At 63.0% G+C, this 25,296-nt stretch carries 19 protein-coding genes and 1 tRNA gene; 11 read left to right on the forward strand and 9 right to left on the reverse strand.

The genetic code is table 11. From position 1 onward, the window contains the following. Positions 1-76: 76 nt before the first annotated feature. From AAFX91_RS12620 to AAFX91_RS12645, 6 genes are all read left to right on the forward strand, one after another. Positions 77-814, forward strand: coding sequence for a uroporphyrinogen-III synthase (locus AAFX91_RS12620; protein ID WP_130584287.1), 738 nt, complete (start codon positions 77-79; stop codon positions 812-814). Between the two features lie 96 nt (positions 815-910). Next, positions 911-2,185 carry a COG4223 family protein gene (locus AAFX91_RS12625; RefSeq protein WP_394566678.1) on the forward strand — a complete coding sequence of 425 codons (1,275 nt, stop codon included), beginning with the start codon at positions 911-913 and terminating at the stop codon, positions 2,183-2,185. Between the two features lie 7 nt (positions 2,186-2,192). After that, positions 2,193-3,974 carry a heme biosynthesis protein HemY gene (locus AAFX91_RS12630; RefSeq protein WP_394566679.1) on the forward strand — a complete coding sequence of 594 codons (1,782 nt, stop codon included), beginning with the start codon at positions 2,193-2,195 and terminating at the stop codon, positions 3,972-3,974. Between the two features lie 92 nt (positions 3,975-4,066). Further along, positions 4,067-4,142 (forward strand) — tRNA-Thr (locus AAFX91_RS12635). A 188-nt stretch (positions 4,143-4,330) separates the two neighbouring features. After that, on the forward strand, positions 4,331-6,025 hold the full coding sequence (locus tag AAFX91_RS12640) for a tyrosine-type recombinase/integrase (protein WP_394566680.1): 1,695 nt from the start codon (positions 4,331-4,333) through the stop codon (positions 6,023-6,025). Further along, positions 6,015-6,347: a hypothetical protein gene (locus tag AAFX91_RS12645; RefSeq protein ID WP_394566682.1), complete on the forward strand. Its 333-nt coding sequence runs from the start codon at positions 6,015-6,017 to the stop codon at positions 6,345-6,347. The genes AAFX91_RS12640 and AAFX91_RS12645 overlap by 11 nt, the downstream gene beginning before the upstream one ends. Before the next feature lie 102 nt (positions 6,348-6,449). Here the strand turns inward: AAFX91_RS12645 and AAFX91_RS12650 are convergent, their stop codons facing one another. The 4 genes from AAFX91_RS12650 to AAFX91_RS12665 are packed head-to-tail and all read right to left on the reverse strand — an operon-like array spanning position 6,450 to position 17,016. Next, positions 6,450-9,770, reverse strand: a complete 3,321-nt coding sequence (locus tag AAFX91_RS12650) for a DUF499 domain-containing protein (protein ID WP_394566683.1) — start codon at positions 9,768-9,770, stop codon at positions 6,450-6,452. Then, positions 9,770-12,667: a DUF1156 domain-containing protein gene (locus AAFX91_RS12655; RefSeq protein WP_394566684.1), complete on the reverse strand. Its 2,898-nt coding sequence runs from the start codon at positions 12,665-12,667 to the stop codon at positions 9,770-9,772. Before AAFX91_RS12655 ends, AAFX91_RS12650 begins: the two co-directional genes overlap by 1 nt. Beyond that, complete coding sequence (locus tag AAFX91_RS12660; protein WP_394566685.1) at positions 12,664-13,494, reverse strand: hypothetical protein; 831 nt, start codon at positions 13,492-13,494, stop codon at positions 12,664-12,666. Before AAFX91_RS12660 ends, AAFX91_RS12655 begins: the two co-directional genes overlap by 4 nt. A gap of 24 nt (positions 13,495-13,518) precedes the next feature. Further along, the gene (locus tag AAFX91_RS12665) at positions 13,519-17,016 is read right to left on the reverse strand and encodes a protein NO VEIN domain-containing protein (protein WP_394566686.1); all 3,498 of its coding nucleotides are present in this window, start codon (positions 17,014-17,016) and stop codon (positions 13,519-13,521) included. A 193-nt stretch (positions 17,017-17,209) separates the two neighbouring features. Here AAFX91_RS12665 and AAFX91_RS12670 point away from each other — a divergent pair, with 193 nt between their 5' ends. Continuing rightward, positions 17,210-17,446, forward strand: a complete 237-nt coding sequence (locus AAFX91_RS12670) for a hypothetical protein (protein WP_394566687.1) — start codon at positions 17,210-17,212, stop codon at positions 17,444-17,446. Position 17,447: 1 nt separating this feature from the next. Here the strand turns inward: AAFX91_RS12670 and AAFX91_RS12675 are convergent, their stop codons facing one another. After that, positions 17,448-17,795, reverse strand: coding sequence for a hypothetical protein (locus AAFX91_RS12675; protein ID WP_394566688.1), 348 nt, complete (start codon positions 17,793-17,795; stop codon positions 17,448-17,450). Positions 17,796-18,769: 974 nt separating this feature from the next. On the opposite strand from AAFX91_RS12675, the gene AAFX91_RS12680 reads away from it, so the two are divergent. Genes AAFX91_RS12680 through AAFX91_RS12690 form a run of 3 tightly spaced genes read left to right on the forward strand, consistent with a single transcriptional unit; the run spans position 18,770 to position 21,008 of the window. Further along, positions 18,770-19,561, forward strand: coding sequence for a TIGR04255 family protein (locus tag AAFX91_RS12680; RefSeq protein ID WP_394566689.1), 792 nt, complete (start codon positions 18,770-18,772; stop codon positions 19,559-19,561). A gap of 4 nt (positions 19,562-19,565) precedes the next feature. Further along, positions 19,566-20,159 (forward strand): hypothetical protein, encoded by a 594-nt coding sequence (locus tag AAFX91_RS12685; protein ID WP_394566690.1) that lies wholly within the window; start codon positions 19,566-19,568, stop codon positions 20,157-20,159. Positions 20,160-20,168: 9 nt separating this feature from the next. Continuing rightward, positions 20,169-21,008 carry a hypothetical protein gene (locus AAFX91_RS12690; protein WP_394566691.1) on the forward strand — a complete coding sequence of 280 codons (840 nt, stop codon included), beginning with the start codon at positions 20,169-20,171 and terminating at the stop codon, positions 21,006-21,008. A gap of 182 nt (positions 21,009-21,190) precedes the next feature. On the opposite strand, the gene AAFX91_RS12695 is transcribed toward AAFX91_RS12690, so the two are convergent. From AAFX91_RS12695 to AAFX91_RS12710, 4 genes are all read right to left on the reverse strand, one after another. Then, on the reverse strand, positions 21,191-22,117 hold the full coding sequence (locus tag AAFX91_RS12695) for a right-handed parallel beta-helix repeat-containing protein (protein ID WP_394566693.1): 927 nt from the start codon (positions 22,115-22,117) through the stop codon (positions 21,191-21,193). 474 nt (positions 22,118-22,591) lie between these two features. Next, positions 22,592-22,726, reverse strand: coding sequence for a hypothetical protein (locus tag AAFX91_RS12700; RefSeq protein WP_394566695.1), 135 nt, complete (start codon positions 22,724-22,726; stop codon positions 22,592-22,594). A gap of 432 nt (positions 22,727-23,158) precedes the next feature. Further along, positions 23,159-23,404, reverse strand: a complete 246-nt coding sequence (locus tag AAFX91_RS12705) for a hypothetical protein (RefSeq protein ID WP_394566697.1) — start codon at positions 23,402-23,404, stop codon at positions 23,159-23,161. 150 nt (positions 23,405-23,554) lie between these two features. Then, entirely contained in the window at positions 23,555-24,604 is a 1,050-nt protein-coding gene (locus AAFX91_RS12710) for a polysaccharide deacetylase family protein (protein WP_130584306.1), read from the reverse strand. A 254-nt stretch (positions 24,605-24,858) separates the two neighbouring features. On the opposite strand from AAFX91_RS12710, the gene AAFX91_RS12715 reads away from it, so the two are divergent. Next, a complete protein-coding gene (locus AAFX91_RS12715; protein ID WP_130584305.1) occupies positions 24,859-25,071 on the forward strand; it encodes a hypothetical protein in 213 nt (70 codons plus the stop codon). Positions 25,072-25,296 lie beyond the last annotated feature (225 nt).

The following is a 25,296-nucleotide window of genomic DNA, read 5'->3' on the forward strand; positions in this document are numbered from 1 at the left end:
GTCACTCGGTAGCATTGTGAGGTCACAGCGTGCAATCGTCGGTTCAGCCCCAAATGTCGCTCCTGAAAGCCTGAAGATGGCCGTTCTTGTCACGCGCCCGCAAGGAGATGCCGAGGCCACTGCCGATAGCCTGCGCAGCCGGGGTTTTGAGGTCCTGCTCGCGCCGATGCTGCGGTTCGAGGCGCTGCCGTTCCAGGAAGAAGATGCGGCGGGCTATGACGCCGTCATCGTCACCAGCGCCAACGCGCTGCGCGCCGTCGCGCCGCAGCTAGCCGGCCATGCGCTGCTTCGCCTGCCGCTGTTTGCGGTCGGCGAGCATACCGCTGCCGCGGCGCGCGAGGCCGGATTTGGCGAGGTGGCAAGCGCCGACGGGGATGCCACTGCGCTCTACGAGCTCGTGCGGGCGCGCAGGAAGGCCAAGAAACTGAAAAAGGCGGCGACCTTGCTTTATCTCGCGGGCGCCGATCTCTCGCGCGATCTCGCCGGCGAGCTGGGCGAGGCCGGCTTTACGGTCATAACCCGCACGACTTACCGGATGAGCCCGGTGGCCGGCCTGCCGCGGCAGGCGTGTGACGCTTTCATGGCCGGCGGTATCGAGGCCGTGTTGCATTATTCCCGCCGCAGCGCGCAGGCGTTTCTCGATGCGGCGCGGGCCGAAGGGCTCGAAATATCGGCCCTGGCGTCGCCGCACTGCTGCATTTCGGCGGGTGTTGCCGCCGTCCTGCGCGAGGCAGGAGCCACCCAGGTCGTCACCGCCGCCTCGCCGGACGAAAATGCCCTGTTCGAGGCCCTGACGCGTGCTTTGCGGCCCTGATTGGCTTAAGAGAACGGTCCGATTCTGGTAAGTCTTATTCTGGTAAAGTCTTGGCTTTCCCGGTTTCGGCGTATCAACAGTCAAGGGAACCGCTGCATGGTCGACGAGAGGCCCGAAGACACCGAATCGGCGGCGGATTCCTCCGCCCGGCCGCGGCGCGCGCCGCCGACCATCGATCTCAAGGCGACCGAGGTGTCGAGCGAACCGCCCAAAACGGATTCCGTAAGCCCGGATAGCGCGCACGCAGATAGCGAGAATGTGAGCGGTGAAGCGGCGGCCGCCGAGGCGGCACCGCAGCCCGAGCCTGCGGTGGAGACGGCTGCCGCCGCGCAGGATCCGGAACCCTCGTCCTCCGAAGCCCCGCCTCGGCCGATCTCGCCCTGGGTGATCGCGCCTGTTTCGGGCGCCGTCGCTGCCGCGCTGGTGATCGGCATCGGCTGGTTGCTCGGCTGGCCTGCCGTGCAGCCGGCGCAGCCGCCTGTGCCGCAGCTCAGCGCCGGCGCCATCGACGAGCTCACCGGGCGTGTCGCAGGCGTGGAAGCGAAGATCAGCAGGCAGGCTTCAAGCGATCAGGCGCTGACCGTGCGCATCGATGGCCTGGAGAAATCCGTGAGCACGCTGCGCGGCGAACTCGCGACGTCACGTGCACAGTCGGACAGACTGACTGCGGCGATCGATCAGGTGAAATCGATGCCACGCGATGGGTCCGCGTCCGCGCCGGATCTTTCTGGTGTCAACGATCGCATCGCAAGGATCGAGAGCGCCGTACGGAAGCAATCGGCTGAGCTCGCCCAGCAAGGCCATAAGATCGCGGAAGTGGGCGCAGCCGATGCAAAGGTCGCTGACGACATGCCGCTGCGCCGCGTGGTTGCCGCATCGCTGCTCGATGTCGCGGTCCGCCACGGCGATGCCTATGCGGCGCCGCTCGAGGCCGCCAAGCAGTTTGCGGAAAACCCTGATGTGCTCAAGCCGCTCGATGCGTTCGCGGCCTCCGGCGTGCCGAGCGCGGGTGCGCTCTGCCGCCAGCTCCTCGAGATCGTGCCAAAGCTTGCGCCGCCTCCGCCCGCGTCCGCTGCCACCACCGGCACCAGCATCGTTGATCGCCTGCAGGCGGGCGCGGCAAAGCTCGTGCGCATCGAGCGCACCGATGCGGCCGGCACCGATCGCGGCAGCGTGGTTGCGCGCATCACCCAGGCTGCGCTGCGCAACGATCTCGGTGAGGCGCAACGCGAACTGATGACGCTGGCGCCCGCCGATCGCACGGCCGCGCAAGCGTGGCTCGAAAAAGTCGAAGCGCGCGCCGCAGCGCTCGCGGCTTCGCGAACATTCGCCGATAACGCCATGGCTGGGCTCGCGAAGGCCGGACAGTAGGTTCTCCATGATCCGGATCATTCTGTTTCTTGTGTTGATCGCGCTTGCCGCGGCCGGCGCCGCCTGGGTCGCCGACCAGCCCGGCGACGTCGTGCTGTCCTGGGCCGGCGGGCGCGCCGTGACCACGCTGCCGGTGTTCGCGCTGGGGCTTGGCATCGTCGCGGTCGTGGCCGTCATCGTCTGGTCGATCCTGCGCGGCCTCTGGAGGGTGCCGGCGCGCATCCGGAGCGGCCGGCGCGAGCGCCGTCATGCGCGTGGCCGTCATGCGATCACCCAAGGGCTGCTCGCGATCGGCCATGGCGATTCGACGGCGGCGCGGCAGCATGCGGAAACGGCGCGGCGTCACGCCGGCGGCGATCCGCTGACGCTTCTCCTCAACGCGCAATCGGCGCAGCTCGACGGCGATCGCGAGGGCGCGCAGCGTGCGTTCCGCGCGATGGCCGAGCGCGAGGATACGCGGCTGCTCGGCCTGCGCGGCCTGTTCATCGAGGCGCAGCGTTCGGACGATGCGGTCGCCGCGGTCATGATCGCGGAAGAGGCGCTGAAGGTTTCGCCATCCTCGCCATGGGCCTCGCAGGCCGTGCTCGGCTTCTGCTGCGCCAAGGGTGACTGGGCCGGCGCACTGGCGATCCTCGACAACAACCAGACGTCCGGCCTGATCAATAAGGCGACCTATCGGCGGCAGCGCGGCGTGCTGCTCGCCGCACGCGCGCTGGAGTTCGAGACCGTCGACCGCGACCTGTCGCGCGAAAGCGTGACGGAGGCGATCAAGCTCGCGCCGACGCTGATCCCGGCCGCGGTGCTTGCCGCCAAATATGAGAGCGAGGCGCACCAGGTTCGGCGCGCGATGAAGATCGTCGAGACCGCGTGGCTGTCGCAGCCGCATCCCGATCTCGCCGATGCTTATGCGCATGTGAAGCTAGGGGACTCCGCGCGGCAGCGGCTGGTGCGGGTGGAGACGCTGGCGGCGAAGACACCAGGCAATATCGAGGGCGCGCTCGCGATCGCGCGCGCGGCCATCGACGCCGCCGAATTCGCCAAGGCACGCGAGGCGCTTACGCCCTTCATCGCCGCGCCGACGCAGCGCGTGGCGCTGTTGATGGCCGAGATCGAGCGCACCGAGCATGGCGACAGCGGCCGCGCCCGCGCCTGGACCTTGCGCGCGGTGCGCGCCCTGCACGATCCGGCCTGGACCGCGGACGGCTATGTCAGCGACCGCTGGCGGCCGGTCTCGCCGGTCACCGGCCGGCTCGATGCCTTCCAGTGGCAGACCCCGGTTGCCGCACTCCCGTCCGACAAGGGCCCGGCGATCGAATCCTCGCCGTTCGAGGAAGCGATGCTCGCCTCAAAACGGATCGAGTTGCCGAAGGAAGCCCCGAGCGCGCCGCCCGCAAAACCGCTCGAGCCGGTGGCCGAAAAGCCGGTCGACATCATAAAACCGGTTGAAGCAGCGCCGCCCGCTCCGCAGGACAACACGCCGCCGGCCGCACCCCCGGCCCCGGTGGAACCAGCGTCCGCCCCACCGCCAGCGGCCGCGTCGACCCCGCCCGCGCCACAGCCGGCACCGGCCGAATCATCGCCTGCGGCGGTCGCGCCGCTGTTCCGCGAACGCCAGGACATCCCCAAAACGCCCCCGGCGCCGATTCCGGCCGTGATTCCCATCGTCCGCGCCCCCGACGACCCCGGGATCGAGGAAGACGGCACCCGCGACGAATTTTCCGAGCAAATCGGCCCGCCCAAGGCCCAAGCCGGCGGCTGGCGCGGGTTTCTGTCCCGCTGGGGGAGCTGAGGCGCGGTCAAATGACCGCGTCAACCTTGCCAATCGAGGCCACGCCCGATATCAGTGCGCACGCGCTTTCCGGCCAGTCGCCGAACGGGTCCGCCGCAATAGCTCAGTTGGTAGAGCACGTCATTCGTAATGACGGGGTCGGGGGTTCGAGTCCCTCTTGCGGCACCACTTCACTTCCGCAGTCGTTCTCCACCGTTCGTTTTCAATGCTCAAGACATTGAAATCGATGCGCTTTCATAGCATTCCGCTCGCGTCAGTTCCTCCCCGTTCGTTGACAGCCGTAGAAACTGTGGTTCTTTTGGTGGTGCTCGGTTCAGCGAGCGATTCCGAAAGGACCACACTTCGGGAGCGGGGACATGGCGGGCGGGAAACTCACGGATAAGGCCATCAAGAACGCGAAGCCGGGCGATCGGCTCGCAATTCTTTCTGATGGCGGCGGCCTCCAATTGTGGCTGACGCCGACAGGCGGGAAGCTCTGGAATTACGCCTATCGGTTCGCTGGCAAGCGCAAGCGGTTGGCGATCGGGCCCTACGGCAAGGATCCGGCTGGTGTGCCGCTGGAAGCAGCTAGGAAACGGAGGGATGAGGCGGCAGGCCTCGTGCGAGACGGTGTGGACCCAGCGACGCGGAAGCGGCAGGCGAAGGCCGCGCGGGCAGAGGCTCACGCCAACACGTTCGCGGTGGTGGCGGACGAATTGCTCGATAAGAAGAAGCGCGAAGGCGTCGCCGATGCGACCGCGGGCAAGTTGGAATGGCTGCTGGGTCTAGCCAAAGCTGATCTGGGGGCGTTACCGATCTCCGACATTTCAGCCGGCGAGATTCTGCGTGTTCTTCGGCCACTCGAAGCGGCGGATAAGCTCGAGACGGCCAAGCGCCTGCGAGCGGTCATCGGTTCGGTGTTCCGCTACGCTATCGCCACCGCGCGCGCCGAGAACGATCCGACCCAAGCCCTGCGTGGCGCGATCGCCTCACCGAAACCCCAACACCGTCCCGCGGTTACCGATCCGACGGAGTTCGGGGGCCTCTTGAGGGCTATCGAAGGCTTTATGGGGCAACCAACAACGAAGGCCGCGCTGAAACTCATGGCGCTGCTCGCTTGTCGCCCCGGCGAATTGCGGCAGGCAAGCTGGACGGAGTTCGATCTCGATCATTGCGTTTGGGAAATTCCCGCCAAGCGAATGAAGATGCGCCGGCCTCACCGCATTCCGCTGCCGACGCAAGCTGTGGCTATCCTGAAAGCGCTGCATCCCATCACGGGACACGGCGCCGCCGGATTGGTGTTCCCGGGCCTGCGTAGCGTGAAGCGGCCGATTAGCGAGAACACCATGAACGGCGCTTTACGGCGCATCGGGTTCTCCCAGGAAGAGGCGACCGCGCACGGCTTCCGCTCCACGTTTTCAACGCTGGCCAATGGGAGCGGAAGGTGGAGCGTCGACGCCATTGAGGCGGCGCTTGCGCATATCGAGCCAAACGCGGTGCGTCGAGCGGCGCAGTCCACCGCGGAAGGTGTCGGCGTAATGGCTGAGGACACTTCCGCCTCCCTTATTTCGCTTCATCAAGTCCCGCGTCAGAGGAAGGACAAATTCGCGGCCGCCCGTGCCAAGGCTTACCGGCAGCGCAAAAGGCAACGAGCGAAGCCGGCCACCTCCGCCGACGCGTCCATCCTCCGAGTCTTTGACCCCACCGGAGCTTCGGGTTGGCGCAATTGGCGGACCGTCCGAGGCGCCATCGGTCATTACATCGTTGACCGCTCCGGCCCATCGGGAAGAATGTGTCACGCGAGCGCGACACGCCACGCACCAACCGGCCGTGGCGCTCGCACCGGTTTCGGAAGGCGTCACGCCCCGTCACGACGGACCCGTCAGGTTCCGAGCGGTGACGACCCACCCGATCGTCACGCGGTCACGGCACAACCTTGCCTCGGTCGTCCTGATGACGGTCGCCCTTGCCCTCGCCGGCGTCGGTGTCACGATCAATGGTTGGTTCGCTCGGTCGTTGGGCGCAAGCGACGTGGCTGGATGGCTCTTTCTCGCTATTGGCGTGGCCGCTGACCTCATTGCCCTCGTTTTGCCGTCCTGTGCCGCCGCTCAGTGGCAGGCTGGGCAGCGGGGGCCGGCGCTCCTGGGCTGGGCCTTCTGGCTGGTGGCATTCGTTTTCGTCGTGACGGCGGGCATCGGCTTCGCCTCCACCAACATCAGCGACGTGACACTAACACGTGCGTCACGAGTCACGCCCGCCGTCACCGACGCGCAGGCGGCGTTGGTCGACGGCATGGCGGCCCGCGACCGGGAGTGCAAGGGCGGCGTGGGCAAGTTCTGCCGGGAACGCGAAGCGGCGGTCACCGAGCGCCGCCGGATCCAACGTGATCAGTAAATGCTGCCGATAAGCGGAGCGCGCGACCCTTTATTTCGTCCGCTTTTTCTCTTGCGATAGAGACCCGGGTGCTTGGTTGTCTCGAACATTTAGACCGGAGCCTCACTCTGAGAACCCGGTTGACCCCGGCGTGAACTTCAGCTGCTTTGTGTTGTCGCGCACGACCCCAACATCGTTCTCGTTGAAGCCGTCCGGCGCTTCAGCCTCGATCTCTAGGGTGAGCTTGACCTTGGTGCCTTTCGTGCGCTGGAGCTCCATGATCACGCTTTCAACTATCCTTCCGAAAGCGTTGACCGGGCGATTGCCTGCATCGATCTCCACCGACCCGTAGAACCGGCGCGGCTTGCCGGCTCTAGGAGGTTTCGGCAGCTCAGGCGGCGGCGATCCCGCCGGCATATCCGGGGTGACTCCTCCCGTGCCGGGTCCGGCCCCGGGGCGCGGTGCGTCCCGTAACCGCTCTAGCGCGACCTCCTTGCCCACGAGCACTGCTGCGGGGCCGAAGAACTCCGGCGGCGACTTTGCAAAGATCAGCCCCTGGTAGGCATCGTTCACCGCGTCATAATTCTCGGCGTAGCCGAACATGGGATCGAGCTTGCCCAGCGCGTCCTTGATCGCCTGCTCCAACACCACGCGGTCCCGGAGCTTCGGCAAGTAGACATAGGAGGCAAACCACTCGACAATCTCGCTGATCGGCAGTCGGGGTCGGTCCTCGGGCCAGAGTGGCTTGACGTGCCGCCACAGCGACTCTGCTCCTAGCGTGTCCATCGCGACGCCGTCCGCGCGCACCTTGTCATAGACGCCCTGCGGGATCGCGCTCTTATCTCGTCCCGAAACCGCGAGGTGCTCCAAATCGAATGCCTTGCCTGCCTCGGTGTCGGCGTTCTTGATCGGGTAGAGCACATGGCTCCAGGCGTTGCGCACCGCCTTTTGAGCACCTTCCCGGCTCGTCTTCGCCTTGTCCTTCGCGTCGGTGGTCTGCGCCTGGGTCAGCTGCTGCTGGAGCTTGTCGTCCGCGACGATCGAGGCCCAGGCCATCGAGCGGCGGACGGACTCGCGTGCGGTAGCGAGATGCGCCTCGTCTGGCGCGACGAACAGCAGCGTGTTGCGAAGCCGGCGCTGCGAGGCCCGGCAGCGCGTCAGCGCATCGGTCACCGCGTCCGTCGCGGCGCTCTTGGCCGTACCTTTGCCCACATGTGGCGTCGACGAGCCTAGGATCACGAGGGAGAGCGCATCGGCCTCGTCGATGTTCGTCGCATCGTCGGGCGTGGCGAAAACTCTGTGGAAGCCACCCTTCGTCGCTGCGTCCTCCTGCAGCAGGCGGGCAATTGCGCCGTCGACCTCGTGGTCGGGGTACGCCTTGGCGCGATCATCGGCGACGCGGTTTAGCGTCGGCTGCGTGGAGAACCAGAAGCGTCCGGCCTCCTCGTAAAGATAGGCCGCGCGCTGCTTCAGCTCGTTCAGCGCCTCGGCGAAAATCGCCAGCTGGTCGCCCGGCTCGGCACAGGCAAGCCGCAGCGCGGGCGCACCGATCCCGGCGTTGGGATGCCCGACGAGCGGCGCGGAGCACAGGAAGACGGCGCGCGCGGCACGTGTGGCGGCTCGGGCCTGGGAGATGCGGCGCTGTGGGTTCGCCTCGATCTGCGCGGGCAGGGCGCCCTCGCCATCAACCTCGCGATCGACGATCGCGCCAAAGGCCGGGTCCAACGGGTATAAGACGCTCGCGCGGATGCGGTCGTTCGCAATCGGTACACGTGAGGGCATGATCAGCGGATCAGGCACGCGCTCGTGCCAGAGTACGCCAACCACATTGGCCATGAAGCGCAGGACGCCCCGCGTGCGCTGGAACTTGTCGAGGCTCGCCCAGTCCTTCGAGAGCCTATCGAAAAGCTCCGGGTGGATCGGGTAGGACATGCGCAGAAGGTCGTAGTAGCGCGCCTCGCGCACCTCCGGCGGAAACTCCGGCGCGTTCTTCTTGTAAAGGTCGTGGAACGCCTTGACGGTCTCATCCCGCGCCTTTTCGCCGTCCGAATCGAGCGTCTGAAACAAGCGGCGGCGGATGATCTCATAAGTCTCGTCGCCCGATGCTGGCATCCAGGGTGACTGCACGCGCCCGAAGACCTTCTCCAGCCGAGCCAGTGCCTCTACTCCCTTTTCGCCGCCAGCCTCCGTGTTCGCCTCCGGCAGCGAACCGACAAGCAGCGCATTCGGTGCGATCTTCACTGCCTCGGTCAGAGACTGGATGAAGGACAGGAACGCTTCAAAACGATCGTCGGGCAGCTGACGAGCATAGGCGACCAGCTCGTCGAGGAGAATGACGCTCGGCCCGGCGAGTTTCAGCACCTCGACCATCAATTCGGAGCCGGGGTTCGTGCGGGCTGCTTCGGCGTCCGACACGATCTTCAGCCCGCGCTCGCCGGCGAGCCGCCAAGCGATGTAGCCCCAGAGTGTGTGCACCTTCGGGCCGTTCTGGAGGATGAGCGACGTATCGGTCCCCTTGGACGATCCCACAAAGACCGCCACCTGAGGCTTCTTCCAGCCGGTTAGGCCGGCCGCCTTGAAGAGCTGTCCAACTCCTTCGAGGTGGTCCAGTTCTGCTGATTTCGCGAGGTGGTACACCGCCAGCATCGTGTGCGTCTTGCCGCCACCGAAGGCGGTCTGGAGACCAATGATGGGGTCGCCGCCCTTGCCGGAGAGACGCTGCAGGCTGCTCGTCAGGACACGGCGCAGTCCCTCGGTGAGGAAGGTGATGCGGAAGAAGCTCTCTGCCGTGCCGTAGTCCTCGGTTGCATGGCCCGCGTCCACGGCAAAGAGATCGGCGGCGAACTCCGCCTCCTTGAATCGGTTGGCGAGCACGTCAGGATGCGGCAGGGCGACCTCGATCCATGGCTTTAGCCCCTTGCCGGAGGCAGTTTGCGCAAGAGGCGGTGCGAGGTCGAGCTTAGGGGCTGCTGGGCTCGCGGCCGCCGCCTGCAGCGACTGCGAGGGCGCGACGCCGTGATTGCGCTGGGCATCGTAGAGCTTCCGCACCTCCACGACGTCATGTTCGGGGGCCTTCACAGCCTTGAGCAGCTGGTGCATGGCGTCGAGATAACGCAGTGCCTCGTCGTCCTGGAGCGGGATCGAGAGGTGCGCCGTCGCGTTGCGTGCTTCGAGCGCGGTCGAGGCGAAGTTGCGGACGCGGTGCTTCTCATTGCGCGGAAAGGCTTCGTCGAAGACCTCGCGCCAGCGGTCGAGCATGGTCTTGACAAGGCCATAGGCGTCGAGCGCGGAGTTGGGCGCTGAGCCCATGGCACGGCTGGCGTAGTGCAGCCAGCGGTCGCCGTGCACCGCCTTCATGCGCGCGGTCACGAAGGGCGTAAGGCCGCGCTGCAGATGGAAGAGGCCGTTCTGGACACGGGTCAGCAATTCCTTTTCGGCAGACATCAGCGGTTCCTCCCACCGAACGCGAATGCGCCCTGCGCAGCGTCAGCCGGGGCAGCAGTCGTCAGATTGGCGACGCGGTCCTCGAGATGCGCCCATTCCTGCGCCAGCTCGTTGTAGACCAGCGCCTCCTGACTCCATCCTTTCTGTGTGGCGATCTCAAACAACCGGTAGGCGAGCTTCTGGGCCTCTCCGGATTTCGCGCCCATTTGGGCGACGAGGCGCGCTGCCGCCTCGCCGCCGCCATCCTCGGCGTTGAGCACGCGCGCGGTGTGCTGGACGCACTCCCACACCGTCAGAGTCCTGTCCGTTGCAGGCGACCAGTCGGCGGGCAGGTCGTCGCGCTTCATCAGCGCGGTCTTGCCGTGCAAGTTCTGGAACACGCCGGAGTCGTATAGCGCGCGGTCGGGGATGTTCTTGGCGTTGGCGAGCGTTGTCAGCTCGCCGGACGATTTGACCTCGAAACCGTAGCTGGCGAACCAAGCTAGCGCGACCTGCGTTTCGGAGTCGAAGTTGGCATCGAGTTCATTCTCGATCTCCTCCCAGGCACGGTTGATGAGCGAAAGCGCTGTCTTCACGCTCATGGCGCTGTCGTTATTTTCCAGTACCTTTGCGTAGCGGCTGAACACGCCCATTCCCGGACCGATAACGGCCTGCTGCATGTCGACGGGGCCGACGCCCGCCTTGCGGATGTCGTCAATCGCGTCCGGCATCTCGCGTTTGAGCGAGCGGGTAAATTCGGCGCGGGTGACGACTTCGGCGTTCGTGGCACGTCTTCGGCAGACGAGCACGACTGAAGAGGCTAGAGCGTTTGTCTCGCTGGCGATTAGTCGAGTTGCACCTTCGGTGCGGATTGGCCATGTTCCATCCACGATGAGGCCGGCGTCGACCACGGCCTGCAGGAAGGAAGCCCATCCCGCTGAAGTCACACCGTCGTGCGCCGCTTCGGTTTGCTTAAACGCATAATAATTGACTACGGGCTCTGTAAGGCGTGAAGCATCCGCTGCTTTGCGTAGCGCTTCCGACATCCCGTTCATAAAAAAGTCTTCGGCCGCATCGTTTCCCCCATGCCGATACGGGTTGGCTACAAGCTCTTCTTCCTTAGGTGTCAGCAGGCGTCGAAAAAGCTCAGGCCAGACAGGGCTACTCGATCGTCTCAACCACAGGTAAAAATAGTCAGACAGATCCGCGTATCCAATGTTGTCGTAATAGGGTGGATCAGTACAGATCGCGACTTTTGTCTCCGACAAGCCTCTTGCATCTTTCAGGACAATCTGACCAACCGAACTCTTGCCGCAATGCTCCTCAACGGCCCGCATGCCTCCCTTAACAACCTCCGTCCAGTCACCACCTGCACCCGCAAACGGGTTGATTTCTGCAAAATCCCAAATCATCGGCAGGGCCTGTCGACCAAATCCAGGTGCGGTTTTCGCCTCCCCGGACCGCCAGCGTGATTGCGTGGTCACAAACATAGACATCTTGCTGCTGAGCAAACCCAAATATGTCGCTACAGCATCCGCATAAGCCATCGCGCCACAACCGCCTTCGTGCAATGCTTTGCTGTCATCTGCCAAGCCAGTCGTACGTCCGTCGGCCAACGCACGCTCCCGCCCCTCCGACACGAGGTCGGAGAAGGTGGTCAGCGCGACGAGTTGACGCGAGGTGAAGAGGGACGCGAAGGTCGTGAGCCCATACTGAACGGTCCAGAAATTGCGCGGATCGTGTGGAAGCTCGCCATCTGGCTGCCATTCTGGATGTGCCTTCGACGCGATTTGCTCGTGGACACTCGTCGGCGTGAGATAGACTCGTGACGGCCGGCCCTCCGCGACGATTGCCATTAGCCGCGCGCCTATCCTTCCCTCAAGCCCTTCCTGCTTGACGTGATCTCCGTCGATAGCAGTCCCGGTGAGCACGCACGAGAAGTTCGATCCTCGTCCCGTTTTCGTGCCTTTCTTGAGGCGTTCCTCTTCGGCCTTCGTCAGCTTCCCTGTCTTCACCTCGAAGCGCCAGCCGTCCTGCGCTTTCGCGTCAATCACCGGCTCGACCCACGCCTTTTTGCCTTCCTTGGCGGAGAGCATGAAGGAGGAGACGAGCGGCACCATCGCACCCTTTGCGCTAGGGTCGGGCGAGCGCACGGTGCGCGCCCAGAGCCAGGCGATGACTGTCGCCTCGGAGCCGTCCGTCAGCTTCGCTGTTGGATAGAGATGGCCAATGCGCTTCTCAGCCTCGTCACGCATCCACTGGCCGTAGTAGCGCACATCTTCCGCGAGCCCCTGCGCGCCCTTCCAGTTCCGTAACTGCCCGTGCTTGGCCTCCGTTCGCGCCTTCGGATTGACAGGTGGCAGACCCGCAAACTTCGGCGGAATTTCCACCAGTGCCTTGCCGATCAGCACCGCAACCGGATTGAGGTCCGACCCGTAAGCGCGCAAGCCGAGCCGCTGCGCCTCCAGTGGGATCGAGCCCCCGCCCGAGAACGGATCATAGACCGGCGGCGCCTTGGTCTGGAGATAGTCGAGGATCGCTTTGCCGCTCGTCTTCAGCGGCGGCTCCTCGCCAAGGTCCCACGCGACCGTCCGCGCGATCTCCCACCGCGCAGCGTTGAGCTTCGCCTCGTCATTTGACGCCTCCCACGGCACGATGTCCTCGATGACCTTGTGCAGCCGCCGACGCTCGACATCCTGCGCCTCCGCGGTCGGATATCGGTCAGGCCATGCTGAGGGATCGTCGACGAGCTGCGCGAACAGCACCGCCCGGCACGCCGCCAGAGGCCGGCGCGCCCACCACAGGTGAAGAGTGGAGGGATGCCCGTGCCGAATCGACTTCTCGCGGGCCGAGGCTGTGTTGATGGCCTCGAGCGGGATTGAGACCTCTATGAGCTTTTTGCGAATGGGTGTGGTCATGGGCCTCGGCTGGGCAGCAGTGTGAAGGTGTAGGCGTAGGGTCCCGTGCGGATGATCTCGACTGTATCGCCCGGTGAAGCGCCCGAGTCTTCGAAAAAGCGCCGCAACGTTTCACCCCTGGCCCGCAGGATACCCTTATCCCCCGCGATGTCCGTCTCGATTGTCCCGCCCGGATCGAAGGTGACCCGCAGGTTCTTTGCAGCGATGCCGGACTTGTTGCTGCCGCCGATCGCGTCCGACGGGAAGAAATCGATGATTGATCTCAGGTAGACATGACCGTGCCTGAGGTTGCCGCTGGTGAGCTCGACTCGGCGGCTCATCCCCGCCGGTATGCCGACGACTGGCGGGACCGAACTTGGAGCATGGGGTGCTGCGAGTACGGCTATTTGCCCAGCGGTGGAGGCCGTTGGGGTAGAGGAATCAAACTTTGCTTCAGAGGAGGCGTGTCCGCCGATCCTGCCCATGATCATCGCTGCAACCTGATCGTCCAGCGTCACCCAACTTACACCGCCCTTGTGTGCATACCGGACCGGAGGCTTCAATGGCTGAACGTTCTCCAGAATCCAAGGGTACACCCAGCCCTGCGCTATGACGGAATCCTGCTGATCCAGCGGCACACCATGCAGATGCACGGTCTCCGCGTATGTTTCTGCGTCGAGCGGACCGGGCGAGTCGACAAGACTAGCCGTGGCCACGACTTGCCCGCTGCCCTTGCGGATCAGTCCGATCAATCCACGCGTCTGCACCGGCCTCGACCGCATCTCCCAGGTCTTTCGGCCAGCGAGGATCTCGCCGATCCAGGGTTCGCGGATGATTGTCGCCTTCATCGTCGTCTCTGCCCTGCGGTGCGATTACTTGCGCGCCAGCGATGCAAGCTGCTCGAAGCTGAAGACGACAGCCGTCTCAGCGAATCCGAGTTCGCGATCGAAGAAGTTCTGTACGTAGAGCGGCTCCAGCGCGTAGCCGTCATCCACCCGGACCAGCGCCAGATAGAATGCGTCCGGTGCATTGAGCGCAGCCAGCAGCTCGTTCTTGGTGATGATGATTTCGCGCCCGTCGCGATGGCGACCCTTGACCTCGATGAACCGGAGCTTGCCCGACCTGCCATCCCGGCTTTCGATATCATAGCCTTTGTTCTCGGAGGAGACGTCGCGCGGGGCATTGCCCAAAGCCCGCTCGGCCGCCATGACCGCGTCCATGGCCGCTTTCTCGATCTCGGCGCGTGCGATCGGGTCGTCTGAGAAGCCGGTTGGTCCGGCTGTCGGAGTCTCTCCGGCAATCTTGCGTAACAACCCTTTCGGGAGGACTAGCGCGGCGCCCTTCAGAACGGGCGGCATGGCGCTGATTTGGCGTTCGCGATCAAGCTCTCCCTGGCGTCTATGCAGGCGCTCCACGAGACGTTGGGCGGTCGCCTCGGCGTTCTGGGCATTGATGCGCTGCTCCTTGCCCGCGCGGTCCTCCTCGCGAAGTCGTGCCGCTCGGGTGTCCCACCAAGTGATCTCGCGATTCAGCCGGTCGCGAACCTCTCGCTCGACCTTGTCGATTTCTACGAGTCGACGCTCCTTCACCTCGGCGAGGTGCCGCGGAACGAGGTTCGCGATCGCGTAGCCGATGGCGCGCTGCTCGACGTGCCCCGCAAGCCAATCGGCGTTCAGCAGCTCGCGCAGGACCGCGACTTCCTCCTGCTTCGCCGGACGGAAGTCGAGATAGGGCGCAGGGCCGCCGTCAAACGCGGATCCATCCTGTTTCAGGAAGATGAACTGCAGGCGCTGGGAGATCGCGCGCGGCTCGCCGGACTTGGACGGTCGTCCGTCTCGGATCGCGTGTTCAAGGTAGACAAGCAGCCGGGGGTCAAGTCCTTCGTCCGCTTCGTCCACGAGAACGCCGCCCTGGCCGAGCAGTGGCTGGAACCGCTGCAGAACGACATCCACCACGGCGTCGAGCAGCGGATGCCCCGGCGCGAGGAGCTCAGCCTGAGGCTGGCCGTTGATAAGGGTCTTCTCGAAGGTCACGCGCGCATAGCGGTCGAGGACCGGGTCGCCCCGTCCGATCAGGCGGTCGCGCTCCTTCAAGACGCCTGGCACGCGCGTAATCTCGAAGCGGCCCGACTCACGTTCGGAGGTACGCCCCCCAAGCAGCGAGAACGCCTCGCGGAAAAAGGATCCAATGAAGTGCGGCTGCAGGCGGCGCGCCTGCGCGCGCTCCATCTGCTCGCGGATCACCGAGACTGAGTGCGGGTCCATGCCTTCCGAGGTGAGCTTGCGTTCCGCGACGAGCTTCTCGATCGATTCCACATCGACTGCGCCATCGACCTTCCGGAACAGCTCCGCCTTCTTCTCCGAGCGGTCTGCGTACCGGATTGCCTCTACGAGGAGATCGCGCAGGGCTTGCCCCTCGAATAACTCGCCGAGCACATCGTAGACCTTGCCGCCGAGCGCCTTGCGTGCCTCCTCCAGTTTTTCCAGTAAGCGGCGATAGACCTCGCCCTCACGCGTGTTGGTGGCGCAGAGATTCCACAGGTGGCAGACCTCCGTCTGGCCGATGCGGTGGATGCGCCCGAACCGCTGCTCCAGCCGGTTCGGATTCCAGGGCAGGTCATAGTTGACCATCAGATGCGCGCCGCGTTGCAGGTTCACGCCTTCGCCCGCCGCATCGTTCGCGATCATGACCCGGACTTGCGGATCGCTGTTGAAAGCAGCGATCGCGGCCCTGCGCGCCTCACGCGCCACGCCGCCGTGGATCACGACGACGCTCTCCGCCCCGGCCACTCCGCCGATCTTTTGCTGCAGGTATTCCAGCGTGTCCCTGGGCTCGGTGAAGATGATGATCTTGCGGCGCAGGCCGGTAGCGGGGTCTCGGATAACTGGGTCGTCCAGGATCGACATCAGCTCGCGCCATTTCGTGTCCTGGCCAGACTGCTTCAGCCGAAACGCCTGCTGTTCGAGCTGCTTCAGATGTTCGATTTCGGTCTTGAGTTCATCGATGGTCCGCGCCGCAGTGGCTTGGTCGAGGATTTGCTCTTCGACTTCCTCCGCCTCGTCGCCAGGTGCCTCCTCTAGATCGTCGGGGTCATAGGCTTTGATGTCGCGAGCGCCGCTGAGCTGAGCCGAGCCGCCTTGGCGCATCATCAGCTCCTCGCGCAGGCGTTCTTCGAGTCGCTTGCGGCGGCGCTCAAGCGACTTGTAAATCGCAGCGGGAGACGAGGCGAGACGCCGCTGCAGGACTTGCAGGGCGAAGCCGACATTCGCTTGGCGCTTGCCGTCACCGCCACGATCAGCGCGGTTCATCTCCTCGCGCACGTATGTTGTCACACCCTGATAGAGTGCCGCCTCGTCCGGCGACAACTCGTAGCTGGCGGTCTGAGCACGGCGCTCGGGGAAAAGCGGGGTCCCGTCGAACCGGTATAGCTCCTCTTTCGTCAGGCGGCGCAACATGTCCGAAACGTTCGCCTTGTGGACGCCCTCGCGGAAGCGCCCCTCGAACCGGTCCGCATCGAGAAGGCCCATGAACAATTGGAAGTCGGCCTCTTTGCCATTGTGCGGCGTCGCCGACATGAGAAGCAGGTTGCGCGTCCGCTCGCCGAGCAGCTTGCCGAGCTTGTACCGCTTGGTCTCCTTGACCTCGCCACCAAAGTACGAGGCCGCCATGCGGTGGGCTTCGTCGCAGATGATCAGGTCGTACTCGGGCGCGGCTTCCAGCTTGGCGCGCAGGTCGTCGGAGCGAGAGGCCATATCGAGCCGCACGATCAGGCGCGGTCGGTCGATGAAAGGATTGCCCGTGAGCGACGCTTCAATCTGGTCACGGGTAAGGATCTCGAACGGCAGCGAGAATTTTTCGGCCAGTTCGTCTTGCCACTGTTCCACTAGCCCGCCGGGCGCGACGATCAGACACCGTTCCAGATCGCCACGTATAAGCAGTTCCTTTATCAGCAACCCCGCCATGACCGTCTTGCCCGCGCCCGGGTCGTCGGCCAGCAGAAAACGCAAGGGCTGCCGCGGAAGCATTTCGCCGTAGACGGCCGTGATCTGGTGCGGCAGGGCTTCAATCTGCGAGGCGGTGACCGCTAGATAAGGGTCGAATAGGTGGGCGAGACGGATGCGGTAGGCTTCGGACGCCAGACGCAGAAGTCCACCGTCCGCGTCGAAGCTGTAGGTTCGGCCCGGCTCGACCAATTCGAGTCCAGTTTCCTCGCCTCTATAGAGGAGACGTTCCCCGACTCGACCATTTGCCCGAAATACAACATTGATCGCGTCGGGGCCGAACCGCGCCACCTGAACGATTTCTGCGACGCCGGAGGCGTCTAAGCCCCGCACCCGTGAACCTGGCTTGATCTGATCAAACGATATCATCAGCCCCCCGAGCCGGCACAGTCGCTTCAAACTGGAGCGATTTCAAGGGGATCTTCTCTCATCGTTCCATGAGTGCTGCTCCATGCGACCGTCTTGAAGGCTTGCCGATTTAGGTGGGGACATCGGGACGAATGGGACTATCTTGGAAAGACGCGCGTGTGCGATCTTATGGCGCGGATTTCGGAGGCCAGAAATGTCCGACATCGAACGAACCTCGGCCGGCCTTCAGATGATCATCCCCGGATGCGAGCGGCGCACCCTGCCACGATCGACAACACGCGTCGATGACGCTGGCCAAGGCTTGCTGGGATTCTACAAGCCACCGAGCCTGCGGGAGCAGCTTGCCAACCGGGCCGAGGCACCCTTGCAGCCGAGCAGGGGCCAGAAGCCGCTGCCGGTGACCGGATTGTTCGGCGGCAAAGCTCCCTAAACTACTGCCGTACCGCAGCGATGGTTGCCAGCACCCCCACGTAACAGCTATCCCAGTCGGCACCGAAGCCGCCATAGGTTGCCAGCGCGTCCTCGGCCAGCCGCTCTCGGCAGAGATTCCGGACGGTCAGGCCGCCACCGAAATGAAAGAACGCCGGGTCCCCGCTGATGGGAAGTCCACGCCCGTGCAAATCGCGCAGCTTCTCCAAGACGTCGCCCGGCAAGTGAGCCGCCACATGCTGCTCAACGTCCTTTCGGATTGCCTCGGGCACCTCCGACCAAGCCCTCTTGGAGCGGGCGTCGGGATCGCGGGCGCTCTCGTCCGGAACATAGGCAGGACCTCGTTTCATCCTCGCATGTCCCATTGTTGAATCGGTTCCGTCCCATGACTCACCAAGCTATCCCAAAACCGGCGCGCTGGCGGATTTTACTAGAAGCGCAAGATCAGGCTTGAACCTGCTAAATGGCGCAAAAACCCCGCGGAGGACGCTTGGGCTTCGGCTGTATTTGTCCATTTGTCTCATGCAGAGGCGCGGCCCGCTCGACCTCGGCAAGCTCAATGAGCGCCTGTCCCAGGTCGGAGCTGAGAATCCAGCCAATGGTATCGGAGCGAGATGAGTGCCGGCTCCGGGGTGATGGAGCCCGAGCCGGCTTAGCGCGAACCCAGGGTGATAGACCCGGAGAAGGCGTCGCGCGAATTAGCGAGGCGCGCTGACTAAACAGTCTCACTGTCCCAGCCGGTGTCCCACAATTAATTGGGATGACTCGAAAGGCGCGACGGGGGCAAAGGTTGAAGGGCGAAAGAGATATCAGTCGTCGCTTCGGCGGCCTTGCGGGCAGTCCGATCGGCGAGAGGTCGATCTTGGCTACAGCATTCGAGATGATTTGCTGGATTTGCTCGGGAGACTTGGTTCGATGGCCTTGAGCAGTGTCGACTGATAGTTGCCAACGGCCATGCACTCGATCGGCCGCGGTACTCGAAGGGCAAATATGAGGACGCTCAACGTGGAGCTCGGAAGGCTGGCCGTGGAATCTGGGCCGGCAGTTTCGTCGAGCCTTGGCAGTACCGGGACTGCATGAGATCTGGCGGCCGGCCGTCGGGGTGTTCGGACGATGCGAACGCGCATCCGTAGCCCCTGCGCTCGCCCCCATTTGCCCGATTCCCATAGGCCCCGCTCGCCTGCGACCTACCGTCGGCTGCTATGATTCCGAGCGAGTCCGGCCGTCAAATTGACCCAGCTCAAATTTAACGATCGGCTTAAGACCTTTTCCACTTGTAAAGCACACTGTAAAGTGTCAAGTGACTTGTCAAGTGGAGGGACCTATGAGCGAAAAAATGAGCCGCGCGCCGGTCTATCTCGGCTTGGCACAGGTACGCTTCAATCGCCTCCTGGCTTTGGACGGCTACGCCCCCGCAATCCAAGAGCTGTTCCGGAAACTAGGCTATCCCGATTTCAGGAAGGTTCACGCACAGATTTTCAGCCTCAATGTCACCGGGGCGACTGAGGGCGGTCAAGGAGTGCCGGCCGTCCCCCTCGTGCAGTACGTATTCTCAAATATTGAACGGACGCTTTGCTTTGTTCTGCTTCAGGACGGGCTCACATATATGGCCACCGAATATGACGTGTTTGAAACATTTTCCGAGCGACTGCTCGAAGCACTTTCGATCGTAGATCAGATTGTCGGTGGGCTAAGCTACACGGATCGAATCGGCGTTCGATATCTTGACGCCGTTTACCCGGAGCACGGGGATCGACTTGCCGAGTACCTGAACCCGGGCGTGATGGGATTAGTGGGGGCTTTGGAAGGCGATCTTACCCATTCGTTCTTCGAAACAGTGACCAGGACTAAAAATGTAACTCTTGTCTCTCGGGTGATTGTACAACCGGGTCCAGTGGGAATACCTGCGGACCTCCAACCTCTTCTGCTCAATTTGCCCGAGCGATTTCAGGGTCTCGACGCCCTGCATGCTACTCTTGACAACGACGGCTTCATTGAAGCGCGTGCGAAGTACGACCCAGCCAGGGTCAAATCCGAGCTTTTCTTACTTCACGACGAAATCGGAAACATTTTCAAATTGACCGTAACTGATCACGCTCTGAAAAAATGGAAGTAGCGCGATGACATTGCCAACCATGCCAACGGCCCATTGGTTCTCAGCTTCCGTCTTTGCGGCGGCAACAATCGCGCTGCAGGTGGGTACGGGCGGGCTTGCGACCGGTGAATACTACAGAGCGAAGGGCGAAAAAGGTTATGCCTTTGCTCGCTACGACGCTCCGGATCAAAACACCGCTCCCGAGCGCACTCCAAGCCAAGAGATCTCGCGCGTGCGAGAGGTTTTGAAGCTTAGCATCACCGATCTTGCGGGCTTGTTCGGCGTGTCTCGGCAAGCCATTTACGATTGGCAGTCCGGTAAAGCGGCCGCGGTGGAGAATGCCAGCAAGCTTTCAAGTTTAGCTCGCGCTGCTGACAGCATTGCTGCGGAGGTGCCGAACCCGGTCCTCGCGCTGCGAAGAAAGCTCGCTGGGGGAAAGACCTTTGTCGAGCTGATCAAAGAGGGGGGCGACGCCGAGGTCGCTGCGCTAAATCTGATATCGATGCTTCGAAGCGAGAACGAGCAGCGGGCTCGAGTGGAAAAACGACTCGCCGGCAGGGTCGAGCGCAAATTGGGAAACCATACTCTCGGCGTTCCAATGCTCGACGAGGAAAGTTAGACGCCGGCCATGGCCATTTGGGATAACGACACCAAGTGGCGTCAAGGCCATTTTTTGCCTCGCCAGGCTCTGCTTGAGGCAAATCTAGTGAACGATCACGATGCGACTACTGCGATAGCGATCGTAATCTCTCATGACTGTGATTTGGCTCATTCCGCCGACACCGAGCCGATGGTCGAAATAGTCGTCGGACAAAGACTCACCAAGTCAGACGGAAACTACACTTTCGCGAAAAATGTTCGCAAGCTTCATCTCCACTGCTCTTCTGGTTCTCGATCGAGCCTGGTTGAAATAGCCGCCACCGCAAAAATCTCCATTTCAAAAGCAGTGCTGGCAAACCATGAGCCTGACACCGAAACCGCTTTGACTTACGAAGAGCTTGTCGTGCTTCAACGATGGCTAGTCGCACGATATCAGCGATCCGCGTTTGCGAACGAGTTCAACAGACGCCTTAGAGCAACCGGCGTCGAAGATGGTTTGAGGGCACTCACGACCAAATACGGCCGCTATCTTCGTGCGATTTTCTTTGATGTTGACGAAGGGAGGGAGGTGGAGCGGACCGATGAAGTCGATGCCTATGACCTTGTCGTGATCTTGCTCTACGATACGGACAACGATCCCAATGAGGCGAAAGCGAAGGCAGACGAAGCCCGTTTGGCTATCGAACAGCTTTTTGCGGGCAAGTGCCGTCAGGGATGGGCTTGGAACAACATAGAGCTTCGCTCCTGCGAAGTAATGGCGGATCGAGCCCTGTCGTTCCGCGATGCATTGTCTTTCAAAGAATGGCGCGCCGAGCATGTCAGCCTGAAGGCGAAGCCTCCGCAGCCATTTCTCCACGAAGGTCATTAAAGGCGAAAGGCTCGCCACACCCGCCTTGAAGTAACGTGGTCTTGAAAGGACGCCAGACCGCATCGAGGCACGCAAGAGACTGAGCACGACGCGTCGAAAGGGCAAGCCGCGATGGAAGCGCTGATGCTGGTGATCGAGCGCGGCGGCCCCGCGATGCTCGCCCGGATCGGCGGCGGGCTCCGCTATTTCAGCAAAATTGTGCTGGTCGGCACACCGTCGGTCGTGTTGCCAGCGAGACTATTGTCGCCGAAGCTGACAATCTGTCCGCCAGATTTGGGATAAAGACCGATGCCGTTGCCGGTGATCGTCGACTTCGTAATTCGGATGAGGCTATCCACCTTCGCCGCTATTCCGAACTCATGATAGGACACAACCACGTTCCGCAGCGTGACCACGTCTGGAGCGCCACCGCTGCCACGCTCAAGATCCACGCCGTAGGTGCCATTGTTCGAGAAGATGCTATCGCTGACCGTCAAATTGGTAGGTGCCAGCCCTCCCGAGATCTGCAGTCCAGCGACGAGGTTGCCAACGACAACGACGCGATTGAATACACTCGTCGTGGCCTGTTTCGTATTTACGCCGACGGAAATGCCGAAGCTATTGGCCGCGATGCGGGTATCGGAGACGCTTAACGAACCGGCCGCATTTGGTTCGAACGATAACCCAGTCTGAATGAAATTGCGGATCAGGCACTCTTGGATGTCCAATGATGCGCCGGAACGGAACGTGATGCCGTTGTTACCGACGCCGCCGCCGTCGATCAAGAGCCCGTGCAGGCTGACTTTATCGTTCGGGCCCGCGTTGATCATAATGGCATTTGTCCAACCGTTAGCCTGGGCCATGATGGAAAACCCGTGGCCCTGGATGTTGACGGCCTTGGTGATGTTCAACACGCCGTAATCCGCGGAGTCGAGCACGTCGATCTCGCCGTTTGCTGCCACCGTGTCGTGTGCCTTCTGGAAGCTGCGGCAGGGCAGAGCAAAGGTGCAGGGATTACTGTCGGAGCCCTGCGCAGCGACGAAGGCTCCCACCTGCGCCTGTGCGAACGAGGCGGGCAAGGCAGTGAGAAAAGCCAAAGCGAGGGCGACTGCGAATGTCGTGCGCTCCATGAATCCTCCCTATACCAAACGGCCCCTCAATTCGTTGCTCGCCTGGACGACGTTGTTACCGCCAAGCGGCGTTGGGGCGTCTCCACCGCCGCGCTGGTCTACACTGGGCTCGTCGGACGCGCTCGTTAGCAGCGGCTGCGCGCCGCTGTCTTTGGCTGAGGGCCGACTGCAGACGACTTCTAAGTGCGCGGAAGGCCAAACCGAATTAGCTTCCCTTCCAATCGGACGATACCTACAAACTGATAGGCAGTTGAAAGCTTCCCGAAATGATTGGCGACCGCAGCAGCTGAAGGCAAGTTGGGGTCGTTACACTAATAGGCCACCGCTTCCGTACTCGTTCCCGCTTAGTGACGAACTGGTTCTCCACATGTGGTGGGATCCGGTGAATCTCGTCACGAGCCTCCGACCGGGTGTCCTCCGCTGATGCTGCCTCTGCCTCGTGGGTGGTCAGCATTTGTATAAGGCAGAGAAGAGTCAGCGCGAAGCGCTCGCTCCACGCTGCTCGGCGCGCCGGCGCCACTTCAGCCAGGTGATGACCCAGCGCGGTCGGCCGCGGCTCGTCTCGATCAACCGCAGCATCTCCGACCGCAACATTAGTTGCCGGCGCATTGCCTCTCCTCCATGTCGGCCCTCCTGGCCGCAGATTGCCAGTTTCGCCGGCCTGACTGTATGGTGCCACGGGTTGCAGGGGGTCAAAACATGCGTTTAGCGATCATCGCCGCGGTCTGCCTTGCCGGCGGGCCGCTTTTTCAGTCCAGGCTCAACAGCCGACCACGATCACGCTGTCCTGCGGCGGCACATCCAAGTTGTTGGCACAGTCACCGGACATCAAACCGGACCCAGTCTCAAATGTCGGAATGATTGTGAACTTCACGGACCGATCCGTCACCTTCAACGGCTACCGGATTTCGATCGATCAGGCCGATAGCACCACGGTGCTGTTCCACGGCCAGCAGGTGCTGACCTATGCTGGCACTAAGCTGAAGCCGGTCACGGTTGACGGATCGATCGATAGAGTCACCGGCGCGACCAGCCTGTCGTTCATGCCACGAGCAGGTCGGCAACAACAGCGAATGGGAAGCCGGCCACGCGCATGTTCTGATTCAACGCGTAGAGCTCGCCGGCGGTCCCGCGCTTGGGCTCGCTAACGGTCGATGATCGGCAATGCAGAACGAGTAGCCCCGCAACTCTGTGGTGCTTTTCGTGGTCCATTTCAAAAATCGCGCAGAAAATCGCTTGTAGCATCAACTGGATGCGACATAAGTGCGATGCCCTCTTGCGCACCATCGCTCAGCATTCCCGCGACGAACTCAGCGGTGAGCGTCCGCTGCGCGCATTTCGTGATCCCTTCCATATGACCCGCCGCCCGTAAAAACGTGGATGGCCGGGACGAGCCCGGCCATGACGACGAACGCGGATAGGACGCTATTCGACCAGCTACTGCTGCGAAACGGTCTGCACCACGCTGGAGAGCGGACGCGCGCTCACGGCGGGGACCTTCATGTCCTTGACCATGAGGGCATCGTATTCGGGCAGGGTTTCCAGCGGCTCCTTCGCCTTCATCTGGACCACCTTGTAGCCGCCGGCCTTCAGGCGACGCAGCAGCGTCGGCAGGGCTTGCGCGGTGTGCTTTTGCAGGTCGTGCATCAGGATGATGCCCTTGCCCTGCTTATCCAGCTTGGTCATGACGGTCTGGATCACCTGGTCAGCCGAGCTGGACTTGAAGTCCAGGGAATCGACGTCGACGGAGAACATCGCGATATTCCGGCTGGCCAGATGCGCGATTGTCGCTTGGGTGTGGGCGAGCGCCGGGAAGCGGAAGAACGGCGAGGGCGCGGTGCCGAGCGCCATCTTCACGGCGCTGAATCCCTTTTCGATCTCGTCCTTGGCCTGCTGCTCCGTCAGCTTCTTGCTGTCGAGATGCGCATGCGACCAAGTATGCGCGCCGACCGTGTGGCCGGCGGCGGCGACCTGCTTCAGGATCTCCGGATGATAGGTGGTGTGCAGGCCGATCGGGAAGAACAGTCCCTTGGTGCATTCGTCCGCGAGCGCCTTCAGAACCGCCGGCGTGGTCGGCCACGGGCCGTCGTCGAAGGTCAGCACGACCTCCTTGTCGGTCAGGAAGTCGAATTGCTTGTACTGCAGGAAGCCGAAGCCCGGTCCGCCCGTGGTGTCGATGACGACGGTGCGGCTGACGCCGAGCGCATCGGGATTGGCGCAGGTGGATTTCGCCTGCATCGGCGCGGGTGCCGGTGCGGGAGCAGGCGCCGGGGCGGCAGCCGCCTGTTTGGACACCGTGGCGGTGGTCTCGACGTCGTCCCTGGCGGCCGATTTCGCGGCGGCTGGCGGCAGCGAATCCGCCGGCCGGGCGGCGACGGTTTGCGGCGGGGCCGCATCGGCCCGCGGCGCAGCAGTCCAGAACCACACTCCGGCGATCACGACCGCCGCAACAACAACGGCCAGCATCAGGCCTATCGGATTACGCATCGCTACTCTCTTGGGAAACTCGGGGCTCGCTCGTAACGATCCATTAGTGCCAACGAGGTCTTAACGCGATCCCAACGCGCCCCGCTTTGGCGAAGAAAATTCGGCCTTTGTTCTGCGTGATGATCATCACATCCGTTCGCCGCGACGTTTGGCCGGAACTGGGCCGCGGGTGCGGTTGTTTGAACCTTCTTCAGCGTGAGGCAACAATATAGAACGCCGTTGTCTCGCCTATTGCCAATACGAAGGCTTGAGAAATGACCAGATTGCTGTTCGTGATTCCGCTGCTTCTGGCGGCATCCGCGGCCTCGGCGCAGCAGCAGGGGCGGGAGGCCTGTACACGCGACGCGTCGCGGTTCTGCCGGCCGTATCTCGACAAGGGCGATGATGCTGTGCTGGCCTGCCTGAAGGAGCACCGTGGCCGCCTCACCAAGGCGTGCCAACAGACGCTGACCACTCACGGGCAGTAACGGCAAGTAGTTCGTAGCCCGGGTGGAGCGGAACGCGTAACCCGGGACAGGCGCATCAATGTCCAGTGAAGTGCACCCTTATCGTGAGACACGATAATCAGGGACAGGAGCCCGCCGCTTGAGGCGGCAGGGCGGGTTGATGGGTTACGGCCAGGTTGCGGGGCTGCTGCGCAGCAGCCCCGCAACCTGGTAAATTTGCTTCGAACTCGGCTGGCGGCTGGTAAG

This window comes from Bradyrhizobium sp. 31Argb (assembly GCF_043638955.1).
Classification (GTDB): Bacteria; Pseudomonadota; Alphaproteobacteria; order Rhizobiales; family Xanthobacteraceae; genus Bradyrhizobium.

Coding starts and splice junctions, on each gene's coding strand:
- AAFX91_RS12630 (WP_394566679.1), top strand. CDS start 2,193: ATGATCCGGATCATTCTGTTTCTTGTGTTGATCGCGCTTGCCGCGGCC.
- AAFX91_RS12690 (WP_394566691.1), top strand. CDS start 20,169: ATGGCCATTTGGGATAACGACACCAAGTGGCGTCAAGGCCATTTTTTG.
- AAFX91_RS12710 (WP_130584306.1), bottom strand. CDS start 24,604: ATGCGTAATCCGATAGGCCTGATGCTGGCCGTTGTTGTTGCGGCGGTC.
- AAFX91_RS12695 (WP_394566693.1), bottom strand. CDS start 22,117: ATGGAGCGCACGACATTCGCAGTCGCCCTCGCTTTGGCTTTTCTCACT.
- AAFX91_RS12640 (WP_394566680.1), top strand. CDS start 4,331: ATGGCGGGCGGGAAACTCACGGATAAGGCCATCAAGAACGCGAAGCCG.
- AAFX91_RS12620 (WP_130584287.1), top strand. CDS start 77: ATGGCCGTTCTTGTCACGCGCCCGCAAGGAGATGCCGAGGCCACTGCC.
- AAFX91_RS12670 (WP_394566687.1), top strand. CDS start 17,210: ATGTCCGACATCGAACGAACCTCGGCCGGCCTTCAGATGATCATCCCC.
- AAFX91_RS12680 (WP_394566689.1), top strand. CDS start 18,770: ATGAGCGAAAAAATGAGCCGCGCGCCGGTCTATCTCGGCTTGGCACAG.
- AAFX91_RS12625 (WP_394566678.1), top strand. CDS start 911: ATGGTCGACGAGAGGCCCGAAGACACCGAATCGGCGGCGGATTCCTCC.
- AAFX91_RS12650 (WP_394566683.1), bottom strand. CDS start 9,770: ATGTCTGCCGAAAAGGAATTGCTGACCCGTGTCCAGAACGGCCTCTTC.
- AAFX91_RS12700 (WP_394566695.1), bottom strand. CDS start 22,726: ATGCGCCGGCAACTAATGTTGCGGTCGGAGATGCTGCGGTTGATCGAG.
- AAFX91_RS12675 (WP_394566688.1), bottom strand. CDS start 17,795: ATGAAACGAGGTCCTGCCTATGTTCCGGACGAGAGCGCCCGCGATCCC.
- AAFX91_RS12685 (WP_394566690.1), top strand. CDS start 19,566: ATGACATTGCCAACCATGCCAACGGCCCATTGGTTCTCAGCTTCCGTC.
- AAFX91_RS12660 (WP_394566685.1), bottom strand. CDS start 13,494: ATGAAGGCGACAATCATCCGCGAACCCTGGATCGGCGAGATCCTCGCT.
- AAFX91_RS12715 (WP_130584305.1), top strand. CDS start 24,859: ATGACCAGATTGCTGTTCGTGATTCCGCTGCTTCTGGCGGCATCCGCG.
- AAFX91_RS12655 (WP_394566684.1), bottom strand. CDS start 12,667: ATGACCACACCCATTCGCAAAAAGCTCATAGAGGTCTCAATCCCGCTC.
- AAFX91_RS12705 (WP_394566697.1), bottom strand. CDS start 23,404: ATGGTGCGCAAGAGGGCATCGCACTTATGTCGCATCCAGTTGATGCTA.
- AAFX91_RS12665 (WP_394566686.1), bottom strand. CDS start 17,016: ATGATATCGTTTGATCAGATCAAGCCAGGTTCACGGGTGCGGGGCTTA.